Annotated in this window: 20 protein-coding genes; 14 read left to right on the top strand and 6 right to left on the bottom strand. The window is 70.7% G+C overall.

Translation table 11 applies throughout. The annotated features are described in order from the left end of the window. Positions 1 to 21 precede the first annotated feature (21 nt). The 3 genes from ACIBAE_RS25715 to ACIBAE_RS25705 all read left to right on the top strand — a co-directional run bounded on the left by ACIBAE_RS25715 (position 22) and on the right by ACIBAE_RS25705 (position 2,043). Positions 22 to 981, top strand: coding sequence for a YihY/virulence factor BrkB family protein (locus tag ACIBAE_RS25715; protein ID WP_399289761.1), 960 nt, complete (start codon positions 22 to 24; stop codon positions 979 to 981). A 229-nt stretch (positions 982 to 1,210) separates the two neighbouring features. Further along, entirely contained in the window at positions 1,211 to 1,747 is a 537-nt protein-coding gene (locus tag ACIBAE_RS25710) for a DUF6328 family protein (protein WP_399289759.1), read from the top strand. A 68-nt stretch (positions 1,748 to 1,815) separates the two neighbouring features. Further along, positions 1,816 to 2,043, top strand: a complete 228-nt coding sequence (locus tag ACIBAE_RS25705; RefSeq protein ID WP_399289850.1) for a DUF5133 domain-containing protein — start codon at positions 1,816 to 1,818, stop codon at positions 2,041 to 2,043. A 160-nt stretch (positions 2,044 to 2,203) separates the two neighbouring features. Here ACIBAE_RS25705 and ACIBAE_RS25700 read toward each other — a convergent pair whose 3' ends face one another. Further along, on the bottom strand, positions 2,204 to 5,407 hold the full coding sequence (locus tag ACIBAE_RS25700) for an alpha-L-rhamnosidase (protein WP_399289757.1): 3,204 nt from the start codon (positions 5,405 to 5,407) through the stop codon (positions 2,204 to 2,206). Between the two features lie 314 nt (positions 5,408 to 5,721). Here ACIBAE_RS25700 and ACIBAE_RS25695 point away from each other — a divergent pair, with 314 nt between their 5' ends. The 3 genes from ACIBAE_RS25695 (at position 5,722) to ACIBAE_RS25685 (ending at position 8,035) form a co-directional block, all read left to right on the top strand. Beyond that, the gene (locus ACIBAE_RS25695) at positions 5,722 to 6,396 is read left to right on the top strand and encodes an ArsR/SmtB family transcription factor (protein WP_399289755.1); all 675 of its coding nucleotides are present in this window, start codon (positions 5,722 to 5,724) and stop codon (positions 6,394 to 6,396) included. Between the two features lie 150 nt (positions 6,397 to 6,546). Then, positions 6,547 to 7,275, top strand: coding sequence for an SRPBCC domain-containing protein (locus tag ACIBAE_RS25690; RefSeq protein WP_399289753.1), 729 nt, complete (start codon positions 6,547 to 6,549; stop codon positions 7,273 to 7,275). Between the two features lie 85 nt (positions 7,276 to 7,360). Beyond that, entirely contained in the window at positions 7,361 to 8,035 is a 675-nt protein-coding gene (locus tag ACIBAE_RS25685) for an HAD family hydrolase (RefSeq protein WP_399289751.1), read from the top strand. A gap of 6 nt (positions 8,036 to 8,041) precedes the next feature. On the opposite strand, the gene ACIBAE_RS25680 is transcribed toward ACIBAE_RS25685, so the two are convergent. The 3 genes from ACIBAE_RS25680 to ACIBAE_RS25670 all read right to left on the bottom strand — a co-directional run bounded on the left by ACIBAE_RS25680 (position 8,042) and on the right by ACIBAE_RS25670 (position 11,906). Continuing rightward, positions 8,042 to 9,103: a PHP domain-containing protein gene (locus ACIBAE_RS25680; protein ID WP_399289749.1), complete on the bottom strand. Its 1,062-nt coding sequence runs from the start codon at positions 9,101 to 9,103 to the stop codon at positions 8,042 to 8,044. A gap of 508 nt (positions 9,104 to 9,611) precedes the next feature. Further along, a complete protein-coding gene (locus ACIBAE_RS25675; RefSeq protein WP_399289747.1) occupies positions 9,612 to 10,265 on the bottom strand; it encodes an LAETG motif-containing sortase-dependent surface protein in 654 nt (217 codons plus the stop codon). Between the two features lie 405 nt (positions 10,266 to 10,670). Beyond that, entirely contained in the window at positions 10,671 to 11,906 is a 1,236-nt protein-coding gene (locus ACIBAE_RS25670) for an aromatic acid exporter family protein (RefSeq protein WP_399289745.1), read from the bottom strand. 327 nt (positions 11,907 to 12,233) lie between these two features. Between ACIBAE_RS25670 and ACIBAE_RS25665 the strand changes: the two genes are divergently transcribed. Then, entirely contained in the window at positions 12,234 to 12,785 is a 552-nt protein-coding gene (locus ACIBAE_RS25665) for a bacterioferritin (protein WP_399289743.1), read from the top strand. An 87-nt stretch (positions 12,786 to 12,872) separates the two neighbouring features. On the opposite strand, the gene ACIBAE_RS25660 is transcribed toward ACIBAE_RS25665, so the two are convergent. Beyond that, positions 12,873 to 13,838, bottom strand: a complete 966-nt coding sequence (locus tag ACIBAE_RS25660) for an LLM class F420-dependent oxidoreductase (protein ID WP_399289741.1) — start codon at positions 13,836 to 13,838, stop codon at positions 12,873 to 12,875. A 135-nt stretch (positions 13,839 to 13,973) separates the two neighbouring features. Then, positions 13,974 to 14,366 carry a DUF6479 family protein gene (locus tag ACIBAE_RS25655; RefSeq protein WP_399289739.1) on the bottom strand — a complete coding sequence of 131 codons (393 nt, stop codon included), beginning with the start codon at positions 14,364 to 14,366 and terminating at the stop codon, positions 13,974 to 13,976. A 138-nt stretch (positions 14,367 to 14,504) separates the two neighbouring features. On the opposite strand from ACIBAE_RS25655, the gene ACIBAE_RS25650 reads away from it, so the two are divergent. The 7 genes from ACIBAE_RS25650 to ppk2 all read left to right on the top strand — a co-directional run bounded on the left by ACIBAE_RS25650 (position 14,505) and on the right by ppk2 (position 19,090). Then, positions 14,505 to 14,798 carry a hypothetical protein gene (locus ACIBAE_RS25650; protein ID WP_399289737.1) on the top strand — a complete coding sequence of 98 codons (294 nt, stop codon included), beginning with the start codon at positions 14,505 to 14,507 and terminating at the stop codon, positions 14,796 to 14,798. Positions 14,799 to 14,910: 112 nt separating this feature from the next. Continuing rightward, positions 14,911 to 15,783: a cation diffusion facilitator family transporter gene (locus ACIBAE_RS25645; protein ID WP_399289847.1), complete on the top strand. Its 873-nt coding sequence runs from the start codon at positions 14,911 to 14,913 to the stop codon at positions 15,781 to 15,783. Positions 15,784 to 15,892: 109 nt separating this feature from the next. Beyond that, positions 15,893 to 16,054 carry a hydrophobic protein gene (locus ACIBAE_RS25640; protein WP_399289735.1) on the top strand — a complete coding sequence of 54 codons (162 nt, stop codon included), beginning with the start codon at positions 15,893 to 15,895 and terminating at the stop codon, positions 16,052 to 16,054. A gap of 208 nt (positions 16,055 to 16,262) precedes the next feature. Then, positions 16,263 to 16,613, top strand: a complete 351-nt coding sequence (locus ACIBAE_RS25635; RefSeq protein ID WP_399289733.1) for a PRC-barrel domain-containing protein — start codon at positions 16,263 to 16,265, stop codon at positions 16,611 to 16,613. Positions 16,614 to 16,786: 173 nt separating this feature from the next. After that, positions 16,787 to 17,695: an RNA polymerase sigma factor SigF gene (locus tag ACIBAE_RS25630; protein WP_399289731.1), complete on the top strand. Its 909-nt coding sequence runs from the start codon at positions 16,787 to 16,789 to the stop codon at positions 17,693 to 17,695. 248 nt (positions 17,696 to 17,943) lie between these two features. Further along, positions 17,944 to 18,126 carry a hypothetical protein gene (locus ACIBAE_RS25625; RefSeq protein WP_399289729.1) on the top strand — a complete coding sequence of 61 codons (183 nt, stop codon included), beginning with the start codon at positions 17,944 to 17,946 and terminating at the stop codon, positions 18,124 to 18,126. A 10-nt stretch (positions 18,127 to 18,136) separates the two neighbouring features. Then, complete coding sequence (gene ppk2, locus ACIBAE_RS25620; protein ID WP_399289727.1) at positions 18,137 to 19,090, top strand: polyphosphate kinase 2; 954 nt, start codon at positions 18,137 to 18,139, stop codon at positions 19,088 to 19,090.

Raw genomic sequence — 19,090 nt, 5'->3', positions numbered from 1 at the left:
GGGGCGCAGGGGAGGGTGGGCATGGGGACGGTCACACGGGTGCCGCAGACACGGGACATGATCGGTGAGGAACTGTCCGGGGACGAGGCGCTGACCGCGCTGCGCCGTTACGGGGGGCGGCAGCTGCTCCTCGACGCCTTCTCCCGGTTCCGTTACGCCGACGGGTTCAGCCAGGCCCGGTCCCTCGGCTTCCAAGTGGTCCTGGGCATGGTGCCCTTCACCATCGCCCTCGTCGGGGTGACGACGACCGTGCACACCGAGAGCCTGGGCAGGATCATCGAGCTGACGCTCGGCCGGATCGTACCGGGCGACAGCGCGGAGCTGGTCCGGGGCGCGCTGCGTGACACCCGGCGCAGCGCCGGAGCGGATGTGTCGGGGGCCGTGGCGATGTGGCTCGGTCTCGGCTTCGCCGTACTGAACCTCGCGTCGGCGATGGGCCAGATCGAACGCGGCTGCAACCGCGTCTACGGCGTCGAGCGGGACCGGCCCTTCCTCGCCAAGTACGCCCGTGGCCTGGTCCTGGCCTTCGCCGCCGGGGTGCCGATGGCGCTCGGTTTCCTGGTCCTGGTCGCGGGGAGGGCGGTGGGCGACTCCGTGGTGGAGGCGCTGGGCTGGTCCCGGGACTGGCTCGCGTGGTGGGGACCGCTGGAGATCCCCCTCGGAGTGCTCCTGGCCGGGGCCGCCTCCGCGGTGATCTTCCGCTGGTCGCCCCGGCGCGACCAACCCGGCTACACCTGGCTCGCGTTCGGCTCCGCCGTTCATCTGCTGCTGTGGGTGGCGGCCACCTGGCTGCTGGCGTTCTACGTCGGCAGGAGCGGTTCCTTCGGTGCGGTGTACGGGCCGCTGACGGCCTTCGTGGCCCTGCTGCTGTGGGCCAATCTGACCGGGATCGTGCTCTTCCTGGGTGTGGCCTTCGCCGCCCAGCTGGAGGCCGCCAGGGCGGGTATCGCCGAACCGGTGTGCCCCGACCCCGGCCCCTGAGCCGGCCCGACCCCGGCCCCTGAGCTGGAGAGGGAGGCTCGGCGCCTTTCCCCTGAGATGCCGTCGCCCGCACCCACGCACGCATCCACGCCTCGCCGACGCGGAGCCGCGGCGCACCATGGACGTGGACATCCGGAGCAGCGGCGCGATCGAGTTCTAGCATCGGGCAGGGCCGGTCAGCAGGGCGGGCGGGCAAGGCGAGCGCAACCTCCCCGGGAGCGGTCAGGCGATGGCGAACAGCCGGGAACACGGCAGGGACGAGACGGTCGAGCAGCGCGCGGACCGGCTGTGGGGCGAGCTGCTCCAGGAGCTGCGGGTGGCGCAGACCGGGGTGCAGATCCTCTTCGGCTTCCTGCTCACCGTCGTCTTCCAGGCGCGGTTCTCCCATCTGTCGGACACCGACCGGACCATCTACACGGTCACGGTGATGCTGGGCGCCTCCGCGGTCGGCGCGCTCATCGGGCCTGTCTCGTTCCACCGCCTGCTGACCGGGCACCGGATGAAGCCCCAGACGGTGCGGTGGGCGTCGCGCCTGACCGTCGTGGGACTCCTGCTTCTGCTCGGCACGATGGCCTCGGCCCTGCTGCTCATCCTGCGGCTGGCGGTGGCCGACTTCCTCGCCGGCTGGCTGGTCGGCGCGATGGTCACGTGGTTCGTCCTGTGCTGGTTCGTGCTTCCCGCCTTCGCCCGTCACAGGGCGCGGACGGGCGGCGGCCCCCCGGATGCACCCGCGGGCTCACCCGGCGGTCAACTTCCACGGGGATGAAGGGCATCACAAGGCGGCGGTGGGGCATCCGGTGATCGACTCGCTCCCTCTCACCCGTGGAGACCGACGTGCTGCTGGCTCACCCTGTCATCCTGCGCAACCTGGTGAAGCGTTACCGGAGCCTCGCCGCCCGGCACGACGAAGCCGGAGTCTCCACCGCCCGGCGGGAGTTCCAGGACGTCTCCTCCCTGCTCTGCGTGGCCACCGGCACGAGTGACGTCGACGCGGCACTGATCGCCGCCACGTACCGGCTGCCCGGTGCACGGGTGGCGGACGACTCGTCACTGAGCGGCTGACCTGGCCCGTACCCGGCAGATCCAGCCCGTCCCCCGACCGAGGACACACGGCGCCACGCGCCGGAACGCCGCTCCGGTGGTCGAGTCCCGTCCGCCGTCGGCGGTCCGCCGTCCGGGCCGGGGGGCGGACCGCCGACCCGTCGTACGGTGAACCGACACGTCATACGGTGAAGCGGTGCGTTCCCGAACCGACCTCGAACACCGCGCAGCCGTCCTCCGCGCGCACGAACGTCCCGTGCGTGCGCCGCACGCGGTCGGGACGGGCCGTGGGGATCCACACCTCGGCGGTGGTGTTGGGCGGAACACCGCACGACAGGGTGAAGCCGTCGGACCGCTGCTGCCAGTCGGTGGACACCGGGCCGTAGGGGGAGGCGAACGTGGCCCGGGCGGAGGTGACATCCCCGCCGGGGCGGGGACGGATGACGATCCGCCGGTAGCCGGCTCGGCCCGCGGCGATGCCGGCGATGTTGGCGTACATCCACTCGCCCACCGAGCCGTAGGCGTAGTGGTTGAAGGAGTTCATCTCCGGGGTCTGGAAGCCGCCGTCCGGCTGGATGGAGTCCCAGCGCTCCCACATGGTCGTGGCGCCCCGGTCGATCTGGTAGCCCCAGCTGGGGAAGGTGCGCTGACGCAGCAGCCGGTGGGCGACATCGGTGTGACCGGTGTCGGTCAGGACGGGCAGCAGGCGCGGAGTGCCGAGGAAGCCGGTCGACAGGTGCCAGTCCTTCGCCTCGATGAGGGCGACGAGGCGGTCGGCTGCCGCCTGGCGCAAGGGGTCCGGCACCAGGTTCATGGACAGTGCGAGGACGTAGGCCGCCTGCGTGTCGCCCCGCACCGTGCCGTCGGACGCGACGTACGCGGTCCGGAACGCCTCGCGTACGCGTGCGAAGAGGTCGGCGTAGGGCGCGGGATCCTTGCCCAGCTCCGTGGCGAAGCGCGCCGCCAGGTCCGCGCTGTGCGCGAAGTAGGCGGTCGCGATGACCTCCTTGGGCGTCTCGTCCGACACGTTCAGCCAGTCGCCGTATCCTTCGGCCGGCCGTAGCAGCCCGTCGCTGTGCTTCTCCAGATAGGTCAGCCAGGCCTGGACGGACGGCCACGCGTCCGCGAGGACCTGCCGGTCGCCGTACGCCCGGTAGAGGGCCCAGGGGACCGTGACACCCGCGTCCCCCCAGCCCGCCACACCGTTGCCGACGGTGCCGACCATGGGTGCCACGTCCGTGAACGCGCCCTCCGGGGTCTGCGCGTCACGGAGGTCGACCAGCCACTTGGTGAGGAAGCGGGCCGACTCCATCGTGTAGGCGGCCGTGGGCGCGAAGACGTTGATGTCGCCCGTCCAGCCCAGCCGCTCGTCGCGGGCGGGGGTGTCCGTCGGGACGGAGAGGAAGTTGCCGCGCTGCCCCCACGTGATGTTGCTGTGCAGTGTGTTGAGCATCGGCACGTTCGTCTCGAACGCGAACGTGAACGGTGCGGAGGTGTGCATGACCCGTCCGGTCACCGACTCCGTCGAGGGTGTGCCGGGGAACCCGGTCACCTCGACGTAGCGGAACCCGTGGAAGGTGAAACGCGGCTCGTAGGTCTCCTCACCGTGGCCCTTGAGGGTGTACGTGTCGGTCGCGGCGGCCGTCCGCAGATTCGCCGTGTAGATCCTGCCGTCCGGGTTGAGGACCTCCGCGTGCCGCAACCGCACCGTCGTGCCCGCGTCGCCGGACACGCGCAGTCGCACGGACCCGACCATGTTCTGGCCCAGATCGACGACGAAGACCCCCGGTTCGGGTTCGGTGACCTTCTCGGCGGGAAGTTCCTTCGCGATGCGCACGGGACCGTCCACCTGCGCGACGATCCGCCTCGGGACATCGTTGTCGGCGCCGCGCACCGGGAGCCACGACCGGTCGTCGTAGCCGGGTGAGGTCCACCCCGCCGTCTCCTTCCGCGCGTCGTACGTCTCGCCCGACTGCGGGTCGGCGGAGACGATCGGTCCTGAGGCGGCACGCCATCGCGGCCCGGAGGCGATCCGTTCACTCGTCCCGTCCTCGTAGTCGATGTCCAACTGGGTGAGGAACGCCGGGCGTTCGCCGTACTGGTGGGGGCCGAACATGCCGACGTTGCCCGCGTACCAACCAGGGGCCAGGTAGGCGCCGAGCGCGTTGGCGCCGGGGCGGACGGAGCCGGTGACGTCGAAGGTCTGGTACTGCACGCGCTCGCGGTAGTCGGTCCAGCCCGGGGCGAGTTGATCGCGTCCCACCCGGCTGCCGTTCAGGTGCGCCTCGTACAGGCCCAGAGCCGTGGCGTACAGGCGGGCGCGGCGCACCGGTTTTCCCGGCAGCCGGAACTCGTGGCGCAGCTGGTTCGCGGCGGACACGACCGGCACGACGCGGCCCCACGGCCCGGCTCCCCAGGCGGCGGCGACCCGTGCCGCGGGCCACCCGCTGTCGTCGAAGTCCGGCGCGCGCCAGCCGTCGGCCGGAGCCTGGTCCGTGGACTTCCACTGGGCGTCGGTGAAGATCTTCTTCTCGCCCGAGGCCGTGGTGAGGACCAGTACACAGATCAAGCCGGCGGGCCCGTCGGTGGCGTTGGTCGCGGAGACCGCCAGGGTGTTGTCGCCGGGGCGGACGTGGTCGAGGACATCGATGACGGCCGGGCGGTGCCAGCCCTCGTTGTCCGTCTCCAGGTCGGTGTGCGCTATCGCGGTGCCGTTGAGGGAGACGGCGTACACGTTGTCCGCGCTGATGGCCAGCGTGGCCGCGGTGATGTCGTCCGCGAGGCCGACGGTACGGCGGAACCAACGGGTGGCCGCCGGAGCGCTGTTGGCCGGTTCGCCCTCGGGGAACCAGATCCACGAACTTCCCTCCAGGGACGGGGCGTCCGTGAGGGCCGGGGGAGCGGAGATCCACCGCGCCGACCACTGCTCCGCGTCCATCAGACCGGTCTCCCACCACGACGGCGCGCTCCACTCCGAGACGCCGCCGTCGGCGTCCCACACCCGCACCGACCAGAAGTAGCGTGTCCGGGGTTCGAGCGGGGGACCGGCGTACGGGACGAGGACCGAATCGCCCGAGACGACCTTGCCGCTGTCCCACACGTCCGGGCGGGACAGACCGGCGGCGCTGGAGGCGACACGCACCTGGTAGGCGCTCTGCCGCTGCCCCGGTTCGGCCGACGCCATCGGCCAGCTCAGGCGCGGACGGGCCGTGTCCAGGCCCAGTGGCCGCCGGACGTACTCGACGGTCGGAGAGGCGATCCGCAAGGCGCTTTCGCCGGCGCGTAACGCGGCCGACGCGGGGGCGGCCACGACCGGCCCGGCTCCGGCGGCCACGGCGCCCACCGTGGCCGCAGCGCCCGCGAGGATGTTCCTTCTACTGATCACAGCGGCCCCTGACAGTGTGGAGTGAATCGATTCATCGTGTGACCGTAGGGGCGCATGACGTGTGCGTCAACGAGTCCGCGGGCCTTTTCTCGGCTGCTCCGAGGCAAACGGCGACAACGGATGAGGCCTGCCCAACTCGACTGCTGCGGAAGAGAATTGAACGCTTTCAATGGTGGCGGCGAGGCATGCCGGGCCGTGGCCGTGGCCGTGGCCGGTTCCGGGCTCATCCGCGCTGCTGACGACCGTACGTCCCGGCCGAGACCGACGGAAGAATCCTCCTGGACAAAAAAAGTGTTCGGTGCGAGTCTTGAGTCATGTGGGACGTGACCGTGATCGAGGACGCGGCGGCAGCGGCCGCCTCATTGGACCCTGTGCGGGCCCGGCTGCTCGCCGAGCTGGCCGCCGGACCCGCCTCGGCGACGATGCTCGCCGGGCGGGTCGGACTGCCCCGGCAGAAGGTGAACTACCACCTCAAGGCGCTGGAGCGGCACGGCCTGGTCGAGCTGGCCGGTGAACGCAGGAAAGGCAACGTCACCGAGCGGCTCATGCGGGCCACGGCCGCTTCGTACGTCATCTCGCCGCTCGCCCTGGCCGAGGTGCAGCCCGACCCGGCCCGCTTCCGCGACCAGCTGTCCGCGCGTTGGCTGCTCGCTGTCGCCGCTCGGCTCGTACGGGACGTCGGCGCCCTGCTCACCGGCGCGACGAAGGCCCGCAAGCGCCTCGCGACCTATGCCCTCGACGGAGAGGTGCGCTTCGGCTCCGCGGCCGACCGGGCGGCGTTCGTCGAGGAGCTGACGCGTGGCGTGAGCACCCTGATCGCCAAGTACCACGACGAACACGCCGAAGCGGGCCGCGATCACCGGATCGTCGTCGCGCTCCATCCCACCGTCAAGCTGAGCACCACACCCGCACCGGCTTCCCTCCCGGGCGCCTCCGCCGCCCCCGTGGAGGAGTCGTCGTCAGGAAACGGGTCGTCACCGGGATCCTGACCGCCGGCGGCCCGCCGGGCAGGCGTCCGGCGGGCCGTCCGGGAGGGCCTCGACCGGACCCCGCGCACGGTCGTTCCGTTCCGTATGTTCACCCCAAGGGAGCCGGCGCCCCGTCCGCGCCCCCGAGCAGGCACTAAGGAGAGCGCCATCATGTCCAAGGAATTCGAGATCGTCCGCGAGTTCGGGGTGGACGCCAGTCCCGAGCAGGTCTGGGAAGCGATCACCACCGGCACGGCGGGCTGGCTGTGGCCCATGGAGTACGAGCCCCGCGCGGGCGGCGCCGCCCCGTTCGGCGGCACCGTCACCGCCTGGGACCCGCCGAAGCGCCTGACCGGCCGCGTGGAGATCCCGGAGGGTGTCTCCCACCAGACGCTCAACCAGCTCGACCACGTCATCGAGGAGCGCGAGGGCGGCGGCTCCCGGGTGCGCTACGTGCACAGCGGCATCTTCGTCGACGACTGGGACAACCAGTACGACGGCGCCACCAAGCACACCGACTTCTACCTGCACACCCTGCGCCAGTACCTGCTCCACTTCACCGGACGGACCGCGGTCTTCGCCGCCGCCGACGCCCCGCCCGCCGGCGCGGCGGAGGGCGCCTTCGAGGTGGCGAGCCGGGGGCTCGGGCTGCCGGACGAGGCGGCCGAGGGCGACACCGTACGGATCGATCTCCCCGGCAGCGGGCCGGCCGACGCCGTGATCGACTACCGCGACCCCTACTTCATCGGGCTGCGCACCGGCACCGCGATGTACCGGCTCTTCGGCAGGAACCACTTCGGCGCGCCGGTCGGCGTCAGCGTGCACGACTTCGCCCCCGGCGCCGACGGCCCGCGGATCACGGACGCCTGGCAGCGCCGGCTGGGCGACCTGTTCGCCTGAGCGGGACAACGGGCGCCGGAGCGGGCAGGAGGAGTACGGGAACGGTACGAGAACGGGCTGGAGCACGAGAACGGGAGCGGGACATATGACGACGCGCGCCGCGCTGTTCGACGTCGACGGGACCCTCGCCGACACCAATCACCTTCATGTGATCACCTGGTGGGAGGCGTTCCGCCAGGCCGGGCACCTGGTCCAGATGTCCGCCATCCACCGGGCGGTCGGCCTCGGCTCCCAGGACCTCGTCGCGCATCTCCTCGGAGACGAGCGGGACCGGGACCAGGACGCGGAGATCAGTGCCGCGCACACGACGCTGTACGGGACGTACTTCGACCGGCTGCCCGCGTTCGAGGGGGCCGCCGACCTCCTGCGGTCCCTGGCCGACCGCGGCTGGCGGATCGTCCTCGCCACCTCGGCGGGCGGGGCCGAGCTCGACGCGCTGCGCCGGGCGATCGACGCCGACGACGTCATCACGAGCACCGCGAGCGCGGACGACGTGGCCGCCGGCAAGCCCGCACCCGATCCGGTGCGCCGGGCTCTGGAACTCGCCGGGGTTCCGGCGGAGCGGGCCGTATTCGTCGGCGACACCGCCTGGGACATGGAAGCGGCGACGAAGGCCGGCGTCCGCGCCGTCGCCGTACTGTCCGGCGGAATCCCGCGCATGGCCCTGGAGTCGGCCGGAGCGGAAGCGATCTACGAGAATCCGACCGATCTGCTCGCCCGCCTCGACACCAGTGTCTTCGCGGACCTCGAAGAGCGGTGAAGGCGCCTACCGCGCCGACGCGGGCGGGATCCGCCGGGTCCGCGTCCACTCCCGCAGCCCTTCGGCCGTCCAGGTGTTGATCACCCGGTCGGCCGGTACGCCGCACTCCTGTGCCCGTGCGCACCCCAGGAGTTGCCAGTCCAGCTGACCGGGTGCGTGCGCGTCCGTGTCGATGGCGAGGAAGACCCCGGCCGCGACCGCCTCGCGCAGCAGCCGGCGGGGCGGGTCCAGCCGTTCAGGCCGGCAGTTGATCTCCACGGCCGTACCGGACTCGGCGCAGGCGGCGAACACCGCCTTCGCGTCGAACGCCGACTCCGGCCGCGCGCCGCCTCCGCCGCGCCCGGTTTCCCGGCGCGCCGTCACGAGGCGCCCGGTGCAGTGCCCGAGCACATCCGTCAGCGGATCGCGTACGGCGGCGATCATGCGCCTGGTCATCGGGGCGGCATCCATCCGCAGCTTCGAGTGGACGGACGCCACCACCAGATCCAGCCGGTCGAGCAGCTCCGGCTCCTGGTCCAGCGAACCGTCGTCCAGGATGTCGCACTCGATACCGGTGAGCAGCCGGAACGGAGCCCAGCTCTCGTTCAGCTCCGCGATCACGTCGAGCTGCTCGCGCAGCCGCTGCGGCGACAGGCCCCGGGCGACGGTGAGCCGGGGGGAGTGGTCCGTGAGCACGGCCCACTCATGCCCGAGCGCCGCGGCCGTGCGCCCCATCGCCTCGATGGGGCTCCCGCCGTCCGACCAGTCCGAATGCAGATGGCAGTCCCCGCGCAGTGCCGCGCGCAACGCCTGCCCCGACGCGGCGAGCGGTGCGTCGGCTTCCCGCTCCAGACGCTCCAGATAGGCCGGTACGGCACCCTCCAGCGCCGCTTCCACGACCTGCGACGTCCGGGGACCGATCCCCGGCACGCGGGCCAGGGTTCCCCGGGCGGCGCGGTGCGCGACATCGTCCGGGGACAGGCCCGCCACCGCGGCGGAGGCCGTACGGAACGCCCGGACCCGGTAGGTCTCGGCCCGTGAGCGCTCCAGCAGAAAGGCGATCCTGTCGAGAGCCTCCACCGGATCCATGGGCGCCCCCTGTGTCGGTCACTTCCGTTCATTGTCGGCGCGGCCGCGCCGCCGTGCACCCGGGCACGGGCGGGACACCTGATCCGGCGGACCTGACCCGGTGCCCAGGCCGTACGGGGCCGGACCGTGCCCGGGAACGGAGTGAGGCCCCGCGGCATGGAACGCCGCGGGGCCTCACACTGCTCGAAGAAGGTTCGACCAGGCTGTCATGACCGCAGGTCGGACGGGCCGGGCCGTACGTTCCCCGGGGCCGGCCCCGACCGGATCCTGTCGTATGCCGACGGCCGGCGCGGCTACACGCACGACCCCTGTCGTATGGGTCCGGACGGCGCCCCGTACGGGGCGAGCTGTCGTCCGGTCCATGCCTCTCGGCCGGGGGAGCGTCGTCCAGGCCGCCGGGTGTTGGCGGTGGAAGTTCTGGACGGCGTCCGGCGTGGCGACAGGGGCGGGGCGAGCCGGGTCACGGCGGATCCGAGCGTGGCGGCCGGGTGGTGCGTACCGCTATGGGTCAGCCCTGCACGGTGCGACGCTTGCGAGCCGCCCACATGATGCCGGCACCGGCCACCAGGACGACACCGGCCGCGCCGGCGATCATCGGCGTGGCGCTGGAACCACCGGTCTCGGCGAGGTCCCCGGCGGGGCTCGGCTTCGACGTCGGAACCACGGCCGCGGAGCTGGAGGGCTCCTCGGTGGGCGTGGGCGCCGACGAGGAAGGCTCCTCGGAGGGGCTCTGGGACGGCGTCTCGGAGACCGTCTCCGACGGCGTCGGAGACGGCGTGTCCTCCGTCGGCGGGGTGGTGGGCGCCTCGCAGACCGGAGCGGTCTGCACGGCGTCCAGCGAGTACTTGTCGCCGTCGGCGGCCTTCACCACGAGACGGACGGACAGCTCGCTCGTGTGATCGGGGAGCGAGAGCTTGGTGTGGAAATCATTCCTGAACGACTCGGTCGGCAGCAGGTCCTTGCCGTCCACGGTGATGTTCACCGTGTTCTTGTCGCTGTTGCCGTAAGCGGTGAGGTCCACCTTCACCTCACTGCAGGTCACACTCCAAACCGGCGTGTGCGCGAACGCCGGAGCGGCCGACAGGCCAACCCCGACTGCGCCTGCCGTCGCGATCGTTATGAGGGCGCCTCTGCGCCGCCACGATCCGCTGAATACAGTCACAGAATCCTCCGCGATAACCGCGCCGCCGACGATGACGGCGCGCGCGCACAGTACCGCCATTGACGCGGATCTCTTCAACCGGCCCACCCAACTCGCCCTCTCCGCGCGCCTCATGTGCCTGGTGAGAGGCCGGATGTCGGCCTCCAGGTCCCGCTCGGAGGATGCGCGAGGAGATCATGATCACAGCGGGACATGCCCCGGCCTCATGCCGTCACCGCTGATGACGCCCATGGCCAGGGGCTTCCGCAGGAGAGAGAGCGATCATCTCCGCACAAATACAGGCGGGTTCATCGGGCAACGGGCAAAGGTTCCGTCAATAATCGTCCGCCGGTTTCCTGTTGCTCTCGGAACGATCGATTCACGCCGCGAAGATGGCCGGTAAAAGATTGATCGGACTTCCGCGTTTCATGAGGTACTCCGCAATCGCGACAACGCCTCCTTCGCCCATTGCCGAGCGGCGGCCACCCGGGGATGCCGCTCCCGCTGTTCGCGCGACGCCCGGTCCAGTTCCTCCAGCAAACGCTGGGAACGGTTCTCCAGGTCCAGCTCGTCCAGGATCCGGTCGATCTCGGCCAGCAGCGCGCCGTGCAGCTGCCACTGGCGCGGGTGCCGCTGGACGCCCGCCAGCAGGAGATCCGCCAGCTTCTCCCGGCTGCTGCCCGCGGCGGCGAGGTCCTCGGTCAGCCGCGACTCCGCCATCTCGGCGCTCTCGCTCACCTGTGTGGTGACGAGGACGGCGAAACTCACGACGGCATCGGCGACATGGCCGAGCAGCTCCTCCAGGGCGTGCCCCACATCCACCGGGAACATCGGCTCGTTCGTGCGCTGCTTGGCGAGGTCGGTGAGGGTCCTGGCCAGAACCCGCAGCACCACCGTGCAGATCTCCAGCGTGTCGAGACCGGTACGGAGCACCACCCGGTGCAGCAGCCCCTCCTTGACCCGGGGGTTGAGCCGGAGACTGTCCTCCGCCTGCCGCAGGGCCGCGTCCACCTCGCTGATGTCGTGGTCGAGACGGCGTGCCTCGTGCAGGCGGGCGGCGGCGCGTTCGACGGGGACAGCGTCGGTCAGTCCTTCCCCGACACGCAGCAGCAGCTGGCGCATCCGGCGGGAGAGCCCGACGATGGACTGGCCCGCCGTGCCCACCCACACCGGCGGTACGAACAGGAAGTTGAACAGGAGCCCCACCACCGCGCCGATCAGGGTCTCCAGCACCCGGTCCCAGGCGGTGGACGCCACCTGGGTCACCCCGAGCACCAGCATGGCGCTGATCGCCACCTCGGGCACGAACTCACTCACGCGGACGAGGTGACCGACGATGAGCGAAGCCAGGATGATCAGTCCGAGGCTCCACCAGGACAGCCCGACCAGCGCGCTGAAGCCGATCGCGACCAGCACGCCGGCCACGACGGCGTTCAGCCTGCGGACGCTCGTCGTCAAGGTCGAATAGAGGGTGACCTGCACCACGAGCAGAGCGGTCAGGGGAGCGGTGAGCGGCGCGGACTCGCTGCTCAGCCACAGCGCGACCAGATAGGCGATCGTCGCGGCCGCGGCCGAGCGCAGCGTCTGTACGACGACCGGCTCCCGGCGCCGCTTCACGAGCTCGGCCACCGGGGCGCTTACGGTGTTTCGGACTTCCAGCACGAGCTGTCTCTTCCCGCGCTGAAGGCCTCCGGACCGAAACAGTGCCCTGATGGTCCTATCCGTCGTCCCGTTCGTCAGGGTCGCCTCCGGTGTCGCTCGGTCGTCCGACTTCCGCGACTACCCCGGGTCCCGGCGGCTATCCCCCGCCGTGCTCCGCGAGGTCCCGGCCCCGCCCGCCGGACTCCGGGAACCGGGCGGGCGGGACAGGGCCGTGTGGATGAGCCGGGTACGAGAACGACAGCGTCGCAGGCGTGCGCGGGGAAGGGAGGGGGCAGGCGGATGTTCACGCCGACAATGCCCGTGGGGTACGAAAGGAAGTGCACGGCCATGGCCGAGTTCCTGACCGACATCGAGACCATCCGCGCCCGGGCGCGCAAGGAGATCGACAAGGGCCCGGTGACCGACGCGTACGGCGCCGACCTCGGGCGCGTCCTCCAGGTCCTGAACGAGGCCCTGGCCACGGAGATCGTCTGCACCCTGCGCTACAAGCGGCACTACTACACGGCTACGGGGCTGTACTCCGAGCCGGTCGCCGCCGAGTTCCTGGAGCACGCGGGGGAGGAGGAGGAACACGCGGACAAGCTGGCGAAGCGGATCGTCCAGCTCGGCGGGGAGCCCGACTTCGACCCGGACACGCTGACCCGGCGCTCCCACGCGCAGTACGACGCGAGCGCGGACCTGATCGAGATGATCAAGGAAGATCTGGTGGCCGAGCGAGTGGCCATCGCGTCGTACACGGAGATCGCCCAGTGGCTGGGGCAGGGCGATCCCACCACGCGCCGGGTGTTCGAGGACCTGCTCGCGCAGGAGGAGGAACACGCCGACGATCTGCGCGGACTGCTGGAACGGCTGCCGAAGGACGTGGCCGGCCGGTCCTGACGCGAAGGCCTGCCCAGGCCCCGATACGGAATGCCCCGCGCGAGCCGCTTCCGGCGGGCCCGCCCGGGGCCGTCCGGACTTCCGTCCTCAGAGCTGCCGCAGGGCCGGCAGCAGGGTCTTCTCCGACCAGTCGAGGAAGGGCTGCTGGTGGTCCCCGCCGATCTGGACCAGTGCGACCTCCGTGAAACCCGCCTCGGCGTACGACCTCACCGCCTCGACGAACGCGTCCACGTCGTCACCGCACGGAACGCTCCGGGCGACATCCTCGGGCCGTACGAACCGCGTGGCCCCGGCGAACGCCGCCGGACCCGGCAGCTCGGCGTTGACCGGCCAGGGACCGACGGACCACCGGAACTGCTCGTGCGCTCGCGCGATCGCCGTCTCCCGGTCCGGGTCGTAACAGACCGCCAACTGGCCGACCCGGGGCTTTCCCGCCCCACCGTGCCGGTCGAAGGCGTCCACCAGCTCCCTCTTGGGTTCGATGGCGATGACGAGATCGGCCAGCCGCCCGGCCAGCTCGCACGACCGCTTCCCGGAGACCGCGATCCCGATCGGCGGCGGCTCGTCGGGCAGATCCCAGAGCTTGGCGCTCTCCACATCGAAGTGGGCGCCGTGATGATTCACGTAGCCCCCGGCGAACAGCGCCCGGATGATCTCGACGGCCTCTTCGAGCATCTCCTGCCGCACAGGGGCGGCGGGCCGGCCCCCGCCCACCACATGCTCGTTGAGGTTCTCCCCGGAACCGAGTCCGAGCCGGAAACGCCCCTGCGACAGCAACTGCATCGTCGCGGCCTTCTGCGCGACGACCGCGGGGTGGTAGCGCGTCGTCGGACACGTCACGTACGTCATGAGAGGGATACGGGAGGTGGCCTGGGCCGCCGCGCCCAGCACGCTCCACGCGTACGGTGCGTGGCCCTGCGATTCCAGCCACGGGAAGTAGTGGTCGGAGGTGACCGAGAAGTCGAATCCCGCTCGCTCCGCGCCCACCACGTGCTCGACCAGCGCGCGGGGGCCGGCCTGCTCCGTCATCATCGTGTATCCGATGTGCACCATGATCTGCGCTCAGCCGATCTCTTCCGTCGTGAAACCTCACTGCCAGCACGCCGGCCGCGACCGGCGGAGCTGACGGAGCCGGCCGCCGCCGGGCCCTGTACGCCTCACCGACCGGCGTGTGCCGGTGTGTGGCCGTCAGGCGGGGTGCGAGCCGCCCCCGGGGCGCGCGGGAGGCTCGTCGTCCCCATCCCCGAGTCCGGCCCGGCTCTCCGGCTCCTCCGGCGGCTGGAACGCCTCGTCGCCGTGCCCGCCGAGCTGGTACGGCATGAGCCGCTCGCCGCCCGGCAAGAACTTGTCGGAGGGCTCCACGTTCTCCTCGATGTGCGTGGTGCGTTCGGGCCGGTGCGGCTGCTCCTCCGGGGTCGGCGGAGCGGCGCGCTTGGCGCGGAGCCGCCCGCCCAGGATGAAACCGCCGATCAGCGCTGCCACGATGATCAGCCCCACGATGAACGCGATGACGTCCGTCCCGACACCGCTCGCTGCGAGGTGGACGGCCCCGCCGCCGTGATACGTGTTCAGTGGGTTCATGGTCATCCGCGTACCCACTGCCGGGGCCGTCAGTCGGTCACTGCGCCGGGGGCCGCGAATTCTTCACTCTGAGGGACGAATTCCTGGCGGCGCGGGACGTTTGGGAGCGCGCGGAGGAGGCACCCGAAAACGGGTCGGGTGGCTACAGGACGAGGAAAGGTCTGGGCCATGGAGCTGACGGCCGTATTGATCTCCGTGCTCTTCGCGCCTCTGATGCTGGTGGGCCTGCTCGCCCTGGGCCGCTTCGAGGAATTCATCCTGCCGCCGCCCGTGGACGAGCCGCCACCGCCCACCGGGGGTGAGGTCCCCGAAGCGCGCCGGGCGGCCGAGATCCGCACCCCGGCGGTACGGCCCGGGGCTTCTCGCCGCCGCCCCGCCGGCGCGCACCGGACCGGCCCCCTCCTACCCAAGGTGAACCGCAGTGAACCGTGAAGATCCCGACCGCGAGAACCATGAGGAACCCGACCGCGAGAGCCGTGAAGAATCCGACCGCGAGAAGCCCACCGGTCGTCAGTCCGACGCCAAGACCCGGGTGACCGTCCTGATGGCGCTCGGCGCGAATCTCGTGATCGCCGCGGCCAAAGCCGTCGGCGGTCTGCTCACCGGCTCCCCGGCGCTTCTCTCCGAGGCCGCGCACTCCGTCGCCGACAGTGTGAACGAGGTGTTCCTGCTCGCCTCCCTGCGCCGCAGCCGCCGCCCCGCCGACGAACGCCACCCCTTCGGATACGGCAAGGAACGCTATTTCTGGGCTCTCCTCGCGGCCGTCGGCATCTTCGTCATGGGCGGCTGCTTCTCCTTCTTCCAGGGCTTCGAGTCACTGGGCTCCGAGGAGAAGGAATCATCCGGCGGCTACGCGATCGGTCTGACCGTCCTCGTCGTCGCGTTGCTCGCCGAAGGAATCTCGCTCATCCGGGCCCTGCTGCAGGTGCGCGGCGCGAAGGAGGGAGCCCGCGACCCCGCCCTGCGTACCGTCATCGCGGAGGACTCGACCGCCGTCCTCGGCGTGCTCCTCGCCATGGCCGGCATGGTGCTCCACCTGATCACCGGGGACATCGTCTGGGAGGCCGGCGCGTCCTTCGCGATCGGGCTGCTCCTCGTCTACATCGCCTACCGCCTCGGCGCCGAGGCCCGGGGCCAGCTGATCGGCGAGGCGGTCGACCCCGAACTGCGCGGCCGGATCCGCGCGCTGCTCGACGCGCAGCCCGAGATCGACAACGTGGACACCCTGCTGACCATGAAGCTCGGTCTCGACTCGACCCTCGTGGCGGCCCGTATCGACCTCGTGCCAGGGCTCGACAGCGAATCCGTCGAGCTGATCTCCGTGCGTATCAAGGAGTCCGTGTCGGGGACCTGGCCGGAGGCCGACCACGTATTTCTCGACATCACGGAAGCGCCCGCTGTCGAATCCCTGGCCTGATTTCCCGGACGGCGCGTCCGAATGCCCCGGAGTAGAGTGGGGTAATGCCTGGTTTCGTCCGCGTGACCGCGCCGCCTCCGGGCAGATGTCGGCTTGGAGGCTGATGACCATGGGTGCTCTGCTTCTCGTTCTGCTGCTGATTCTGATCATTCTCGGCGTGGGTTTCGTGCTGCACGCCCTGTGGTGGCTCGCGGTGGTCGTCGTGGTGGTATGGCTGGTGGGCTTCCTGGTACGGCGGGCCAGCGGTGACAGTCGGCGCAGTCGCCGGTAGGGCGGGGTCCGTGCGGTTGGCGGACCGCGTGACAATTCCCTGAACGGCACGACCATGCGGGTGCCCGGACGACATCGTCCGGGCACCCGCATTCTTTATGGCGGGTGTAGGAAAAGGAAGTCGGGGCACCCGAAAGATCGAGGGACGGTCACCGTTCACGCGGCAACCGAATTCCCTGGTAACCATCCGTCGATGAAGGAGCCATTTCATGAGCGAGAACATCTGGGGCTACCAGCCGACGAGTGGGCACTCCACCGGAATCAGCCTGGTCGGATTCACGGTCGAGGCGACCGACGGGTCCATCGGCAAGGTCGACAAGCACTCCGACGACGTGGGTGCCGCCCATCTCGTCGTCGACACGGGTGTCTGGATCTTCGGCAAGCACGTACTGCTGCCGGCCGGCACCGTGAGCCGCATCGACACGGCCGACGAGAAGATCTACGTCGACCGGACGAAGGCCCAGATCAAGGACGCGCCCGAGTTCGACAAGGACAAGCATCCCGGTGACGCGGGCTACCACGAGCAGGTCGGCGGCTACTACGGCGGTCACCTCGCCTGACATGGTCCCGCCCGCCTGAGGTCACGTGCCCCCGGGCCCCCCTCGCAAAGCCGCCCATAAGGGCTGGTTCCGCCCCTGTCGGCAGGTCGATCTCAACTTGTCCGCCGACGGGGGCGTAGGTGTGCGCCGGCCGGGCAGGTGAGCCGACAGCACACCCGGCGACCCCTAAGGCGATGACGAACGTGACCATATCGACGCAGTCCGCAGGTACATCCGTACAGCCGGCGGCGGTCGACCCGGCTCCGGCCGATGTCTACGTGGGCGAACTGCCGTGGATCGAGGACGCGGGCAAGATCGCGCCGAAGGACGCGCGGGCACTGTCGAAGATGTTCTTCGACCAGCTGCGGGTTCTTGAGGAGGGCACGCACGAGTACCAGTACGCGCGCAACACCCTGATCGAGATGAACCAGTCACTGGTCCGGTTCGCCGCAGGGCGGTTCCGCAGCCGGGGTGCCAACGAGATGGAGGACATCCTCCAGGTCGGTACGATCGGCCTGATCAAGGCGATCGACCGGTTCGATCTGTCCCGCGAGGTCGAGTTCACCTCCTTCGCGGTCCCGTACATCGTCGGGGAGATCAAGCGCTTCTTCCGCGACACCACCTGGGCCGTGCACGTCCCGCGCCGGCTCCAGGAACTCCGCGTCGAGCTGGCCAAGGCGAAAGAGCACCTCGCCGTGGTCCTCGACCGGGAGCCCACCGTGGCGGAGCTCGCCGCGCATCTGGGGCTGAGCGAGGAGGAGATCGTCGAGGGGCTCGTCGCGGCCAACGGTTACAGCGCCGGTTCCCTCGACGCGCCGAGCGACAGCGGCGACGACGGTCAGGTCAACAAGAGCGGCCGCACCTACGCCGACACGCTCGGCGGCTGCGACCCCGCGATGGATCTCGTCGAGGACTTCCACACCCTCGCCCCGCTCCTCGGCCAACTCGACGACCGTGAGCGCCACATGATCGAGATGCGCTTCGGCCAGGAACTGACCCAGTCCGAGATCGGCGAGCGGCTCGGCATCTCGCAGATGCATGTCTCCCGCCTCCTCTCGCGTACGCTGACCCGACTCCGTACGGGCATGCTCACCGACCGGTGAGACGACGGATCCGGAGCCGGCCCGACGCTCTGCCGGCGGTGGCCGGTGGCCCGGTCGGGCGGCCGGACGGAGCCCGCTGAACGGACGGTACGGTCCTGCCGCGCCGCGCTCCGGCTACCCACGGTTGTGCATGACGGGGAATGATGAGGTAGACACCTTTCCAGCGGGTCGATCGGCATTCAGGCCGTGCGGCCGCTCGACTCTCCGAACGGTTGTGCATGCCTTCTTCACCGTCCCGCCAGGAACCGATGCAGGGACCCACCGCCACGGCCGCGCCGACCGCGCGCCCGCAGCACCATGACATCTTTCTCGAACCTCTCTACACCGTCGAGCTGCCGCCCTTCTCGGAGGACGACATCGACGGCGAGGGCGAGGTCGTCTTCGACCGTGCCCCGGCGCGCCGGCGCACGCCCACCGCGCGACGGGGGTAGGGGCCGGCCGATGACCACGGAGGATGGGGACCGCTTGCTGGCGGGGCTGACGGTGGACGACCGGCGGCCCGAGCAGCCGGTGCTGCTCGACCACGACGGGCGGCCCATCCGGACGTGGCGCGAGAACTACCCGTACGACCGGAAGGTGCGGCGGCGGGAGTACGAGCAGCACAAGCGGGTCCTGCAGATCGAACTGCTCAAGCTCCAGCACTGGGTCAAGGAGACCGGTCAGCGGCTGATCGTGGTGTGTGAGGGGCGGGACGCGGCGGGCAAGGGCGGCACCATCCAGCGGTTCACCGAGCGGCTCAATCCGCGCGGTGCCCGCGTGGTCGCCCTGGAGAAGCCGACCGAGCGCGAAGCCGGGCAGTGGTATTTCCAGCGGTACGTCGCTCACCTGCCGTCGGCCGGGGAGATCGTCTTCTTCGACCGCTCCTGGTACAACCGGGCCGGCGTGGAGCGCGTGATGGGATTCTGCACCCCGGCCGAGTACCAGCACTTCCTGCGCCAGGCCCCGGTGTTCGAGCGGATGCTCACCGAGGACGGCATCCTGCTGGTGAAGTTCTGGTTCTCCGTCTCCCGCGCCGAGCAGCGCACGCGATTCGCGATCCGCCAGATCGATCCGGTGCGCCAGTGGAAGCTGTCGCCGACCGACCTGGCCTCGCTGGACCTGTGGGACGAGTACACCGCCGCCAAGATCGATATGTTCCGGGCCACCGACACGGCCTCCGCGCCCTGGACCGTCGTCAAGACCAACGACAAGAGGCGGGGGCGGCTGGAGGCGATGCGCAGCCTGCTGTGGCGCTTCGACTACCCCGACCAGGACGCCGGGGCCATCGGCGAACCGGACCGGCTGATCGCGGGACCGGCGGACACCCTGCTCGAACCGGGCGAGGAGAGCACGGATCTCTCGCCCACACCGCTCGCGGACCGGCGCGACGGGCCGGGCGATCACCCGGCCGGCTGA

This window comes from Streptomyces sp. NPDC051569 (genome assembly GCF_044454085.1).
In the GTDB taxonomy this organism is placed as follows: domain Bacteria; phylum Actinomycetota; class Actinomycetes; order Streptomycetales; family Streptomycetaceae; genus Streptomyces.
The sequence above is the reverse complement of the archived record's forward strand: the minus strand, read 5'-3'. Positions and strand labels throughout refer to the sequence as shown.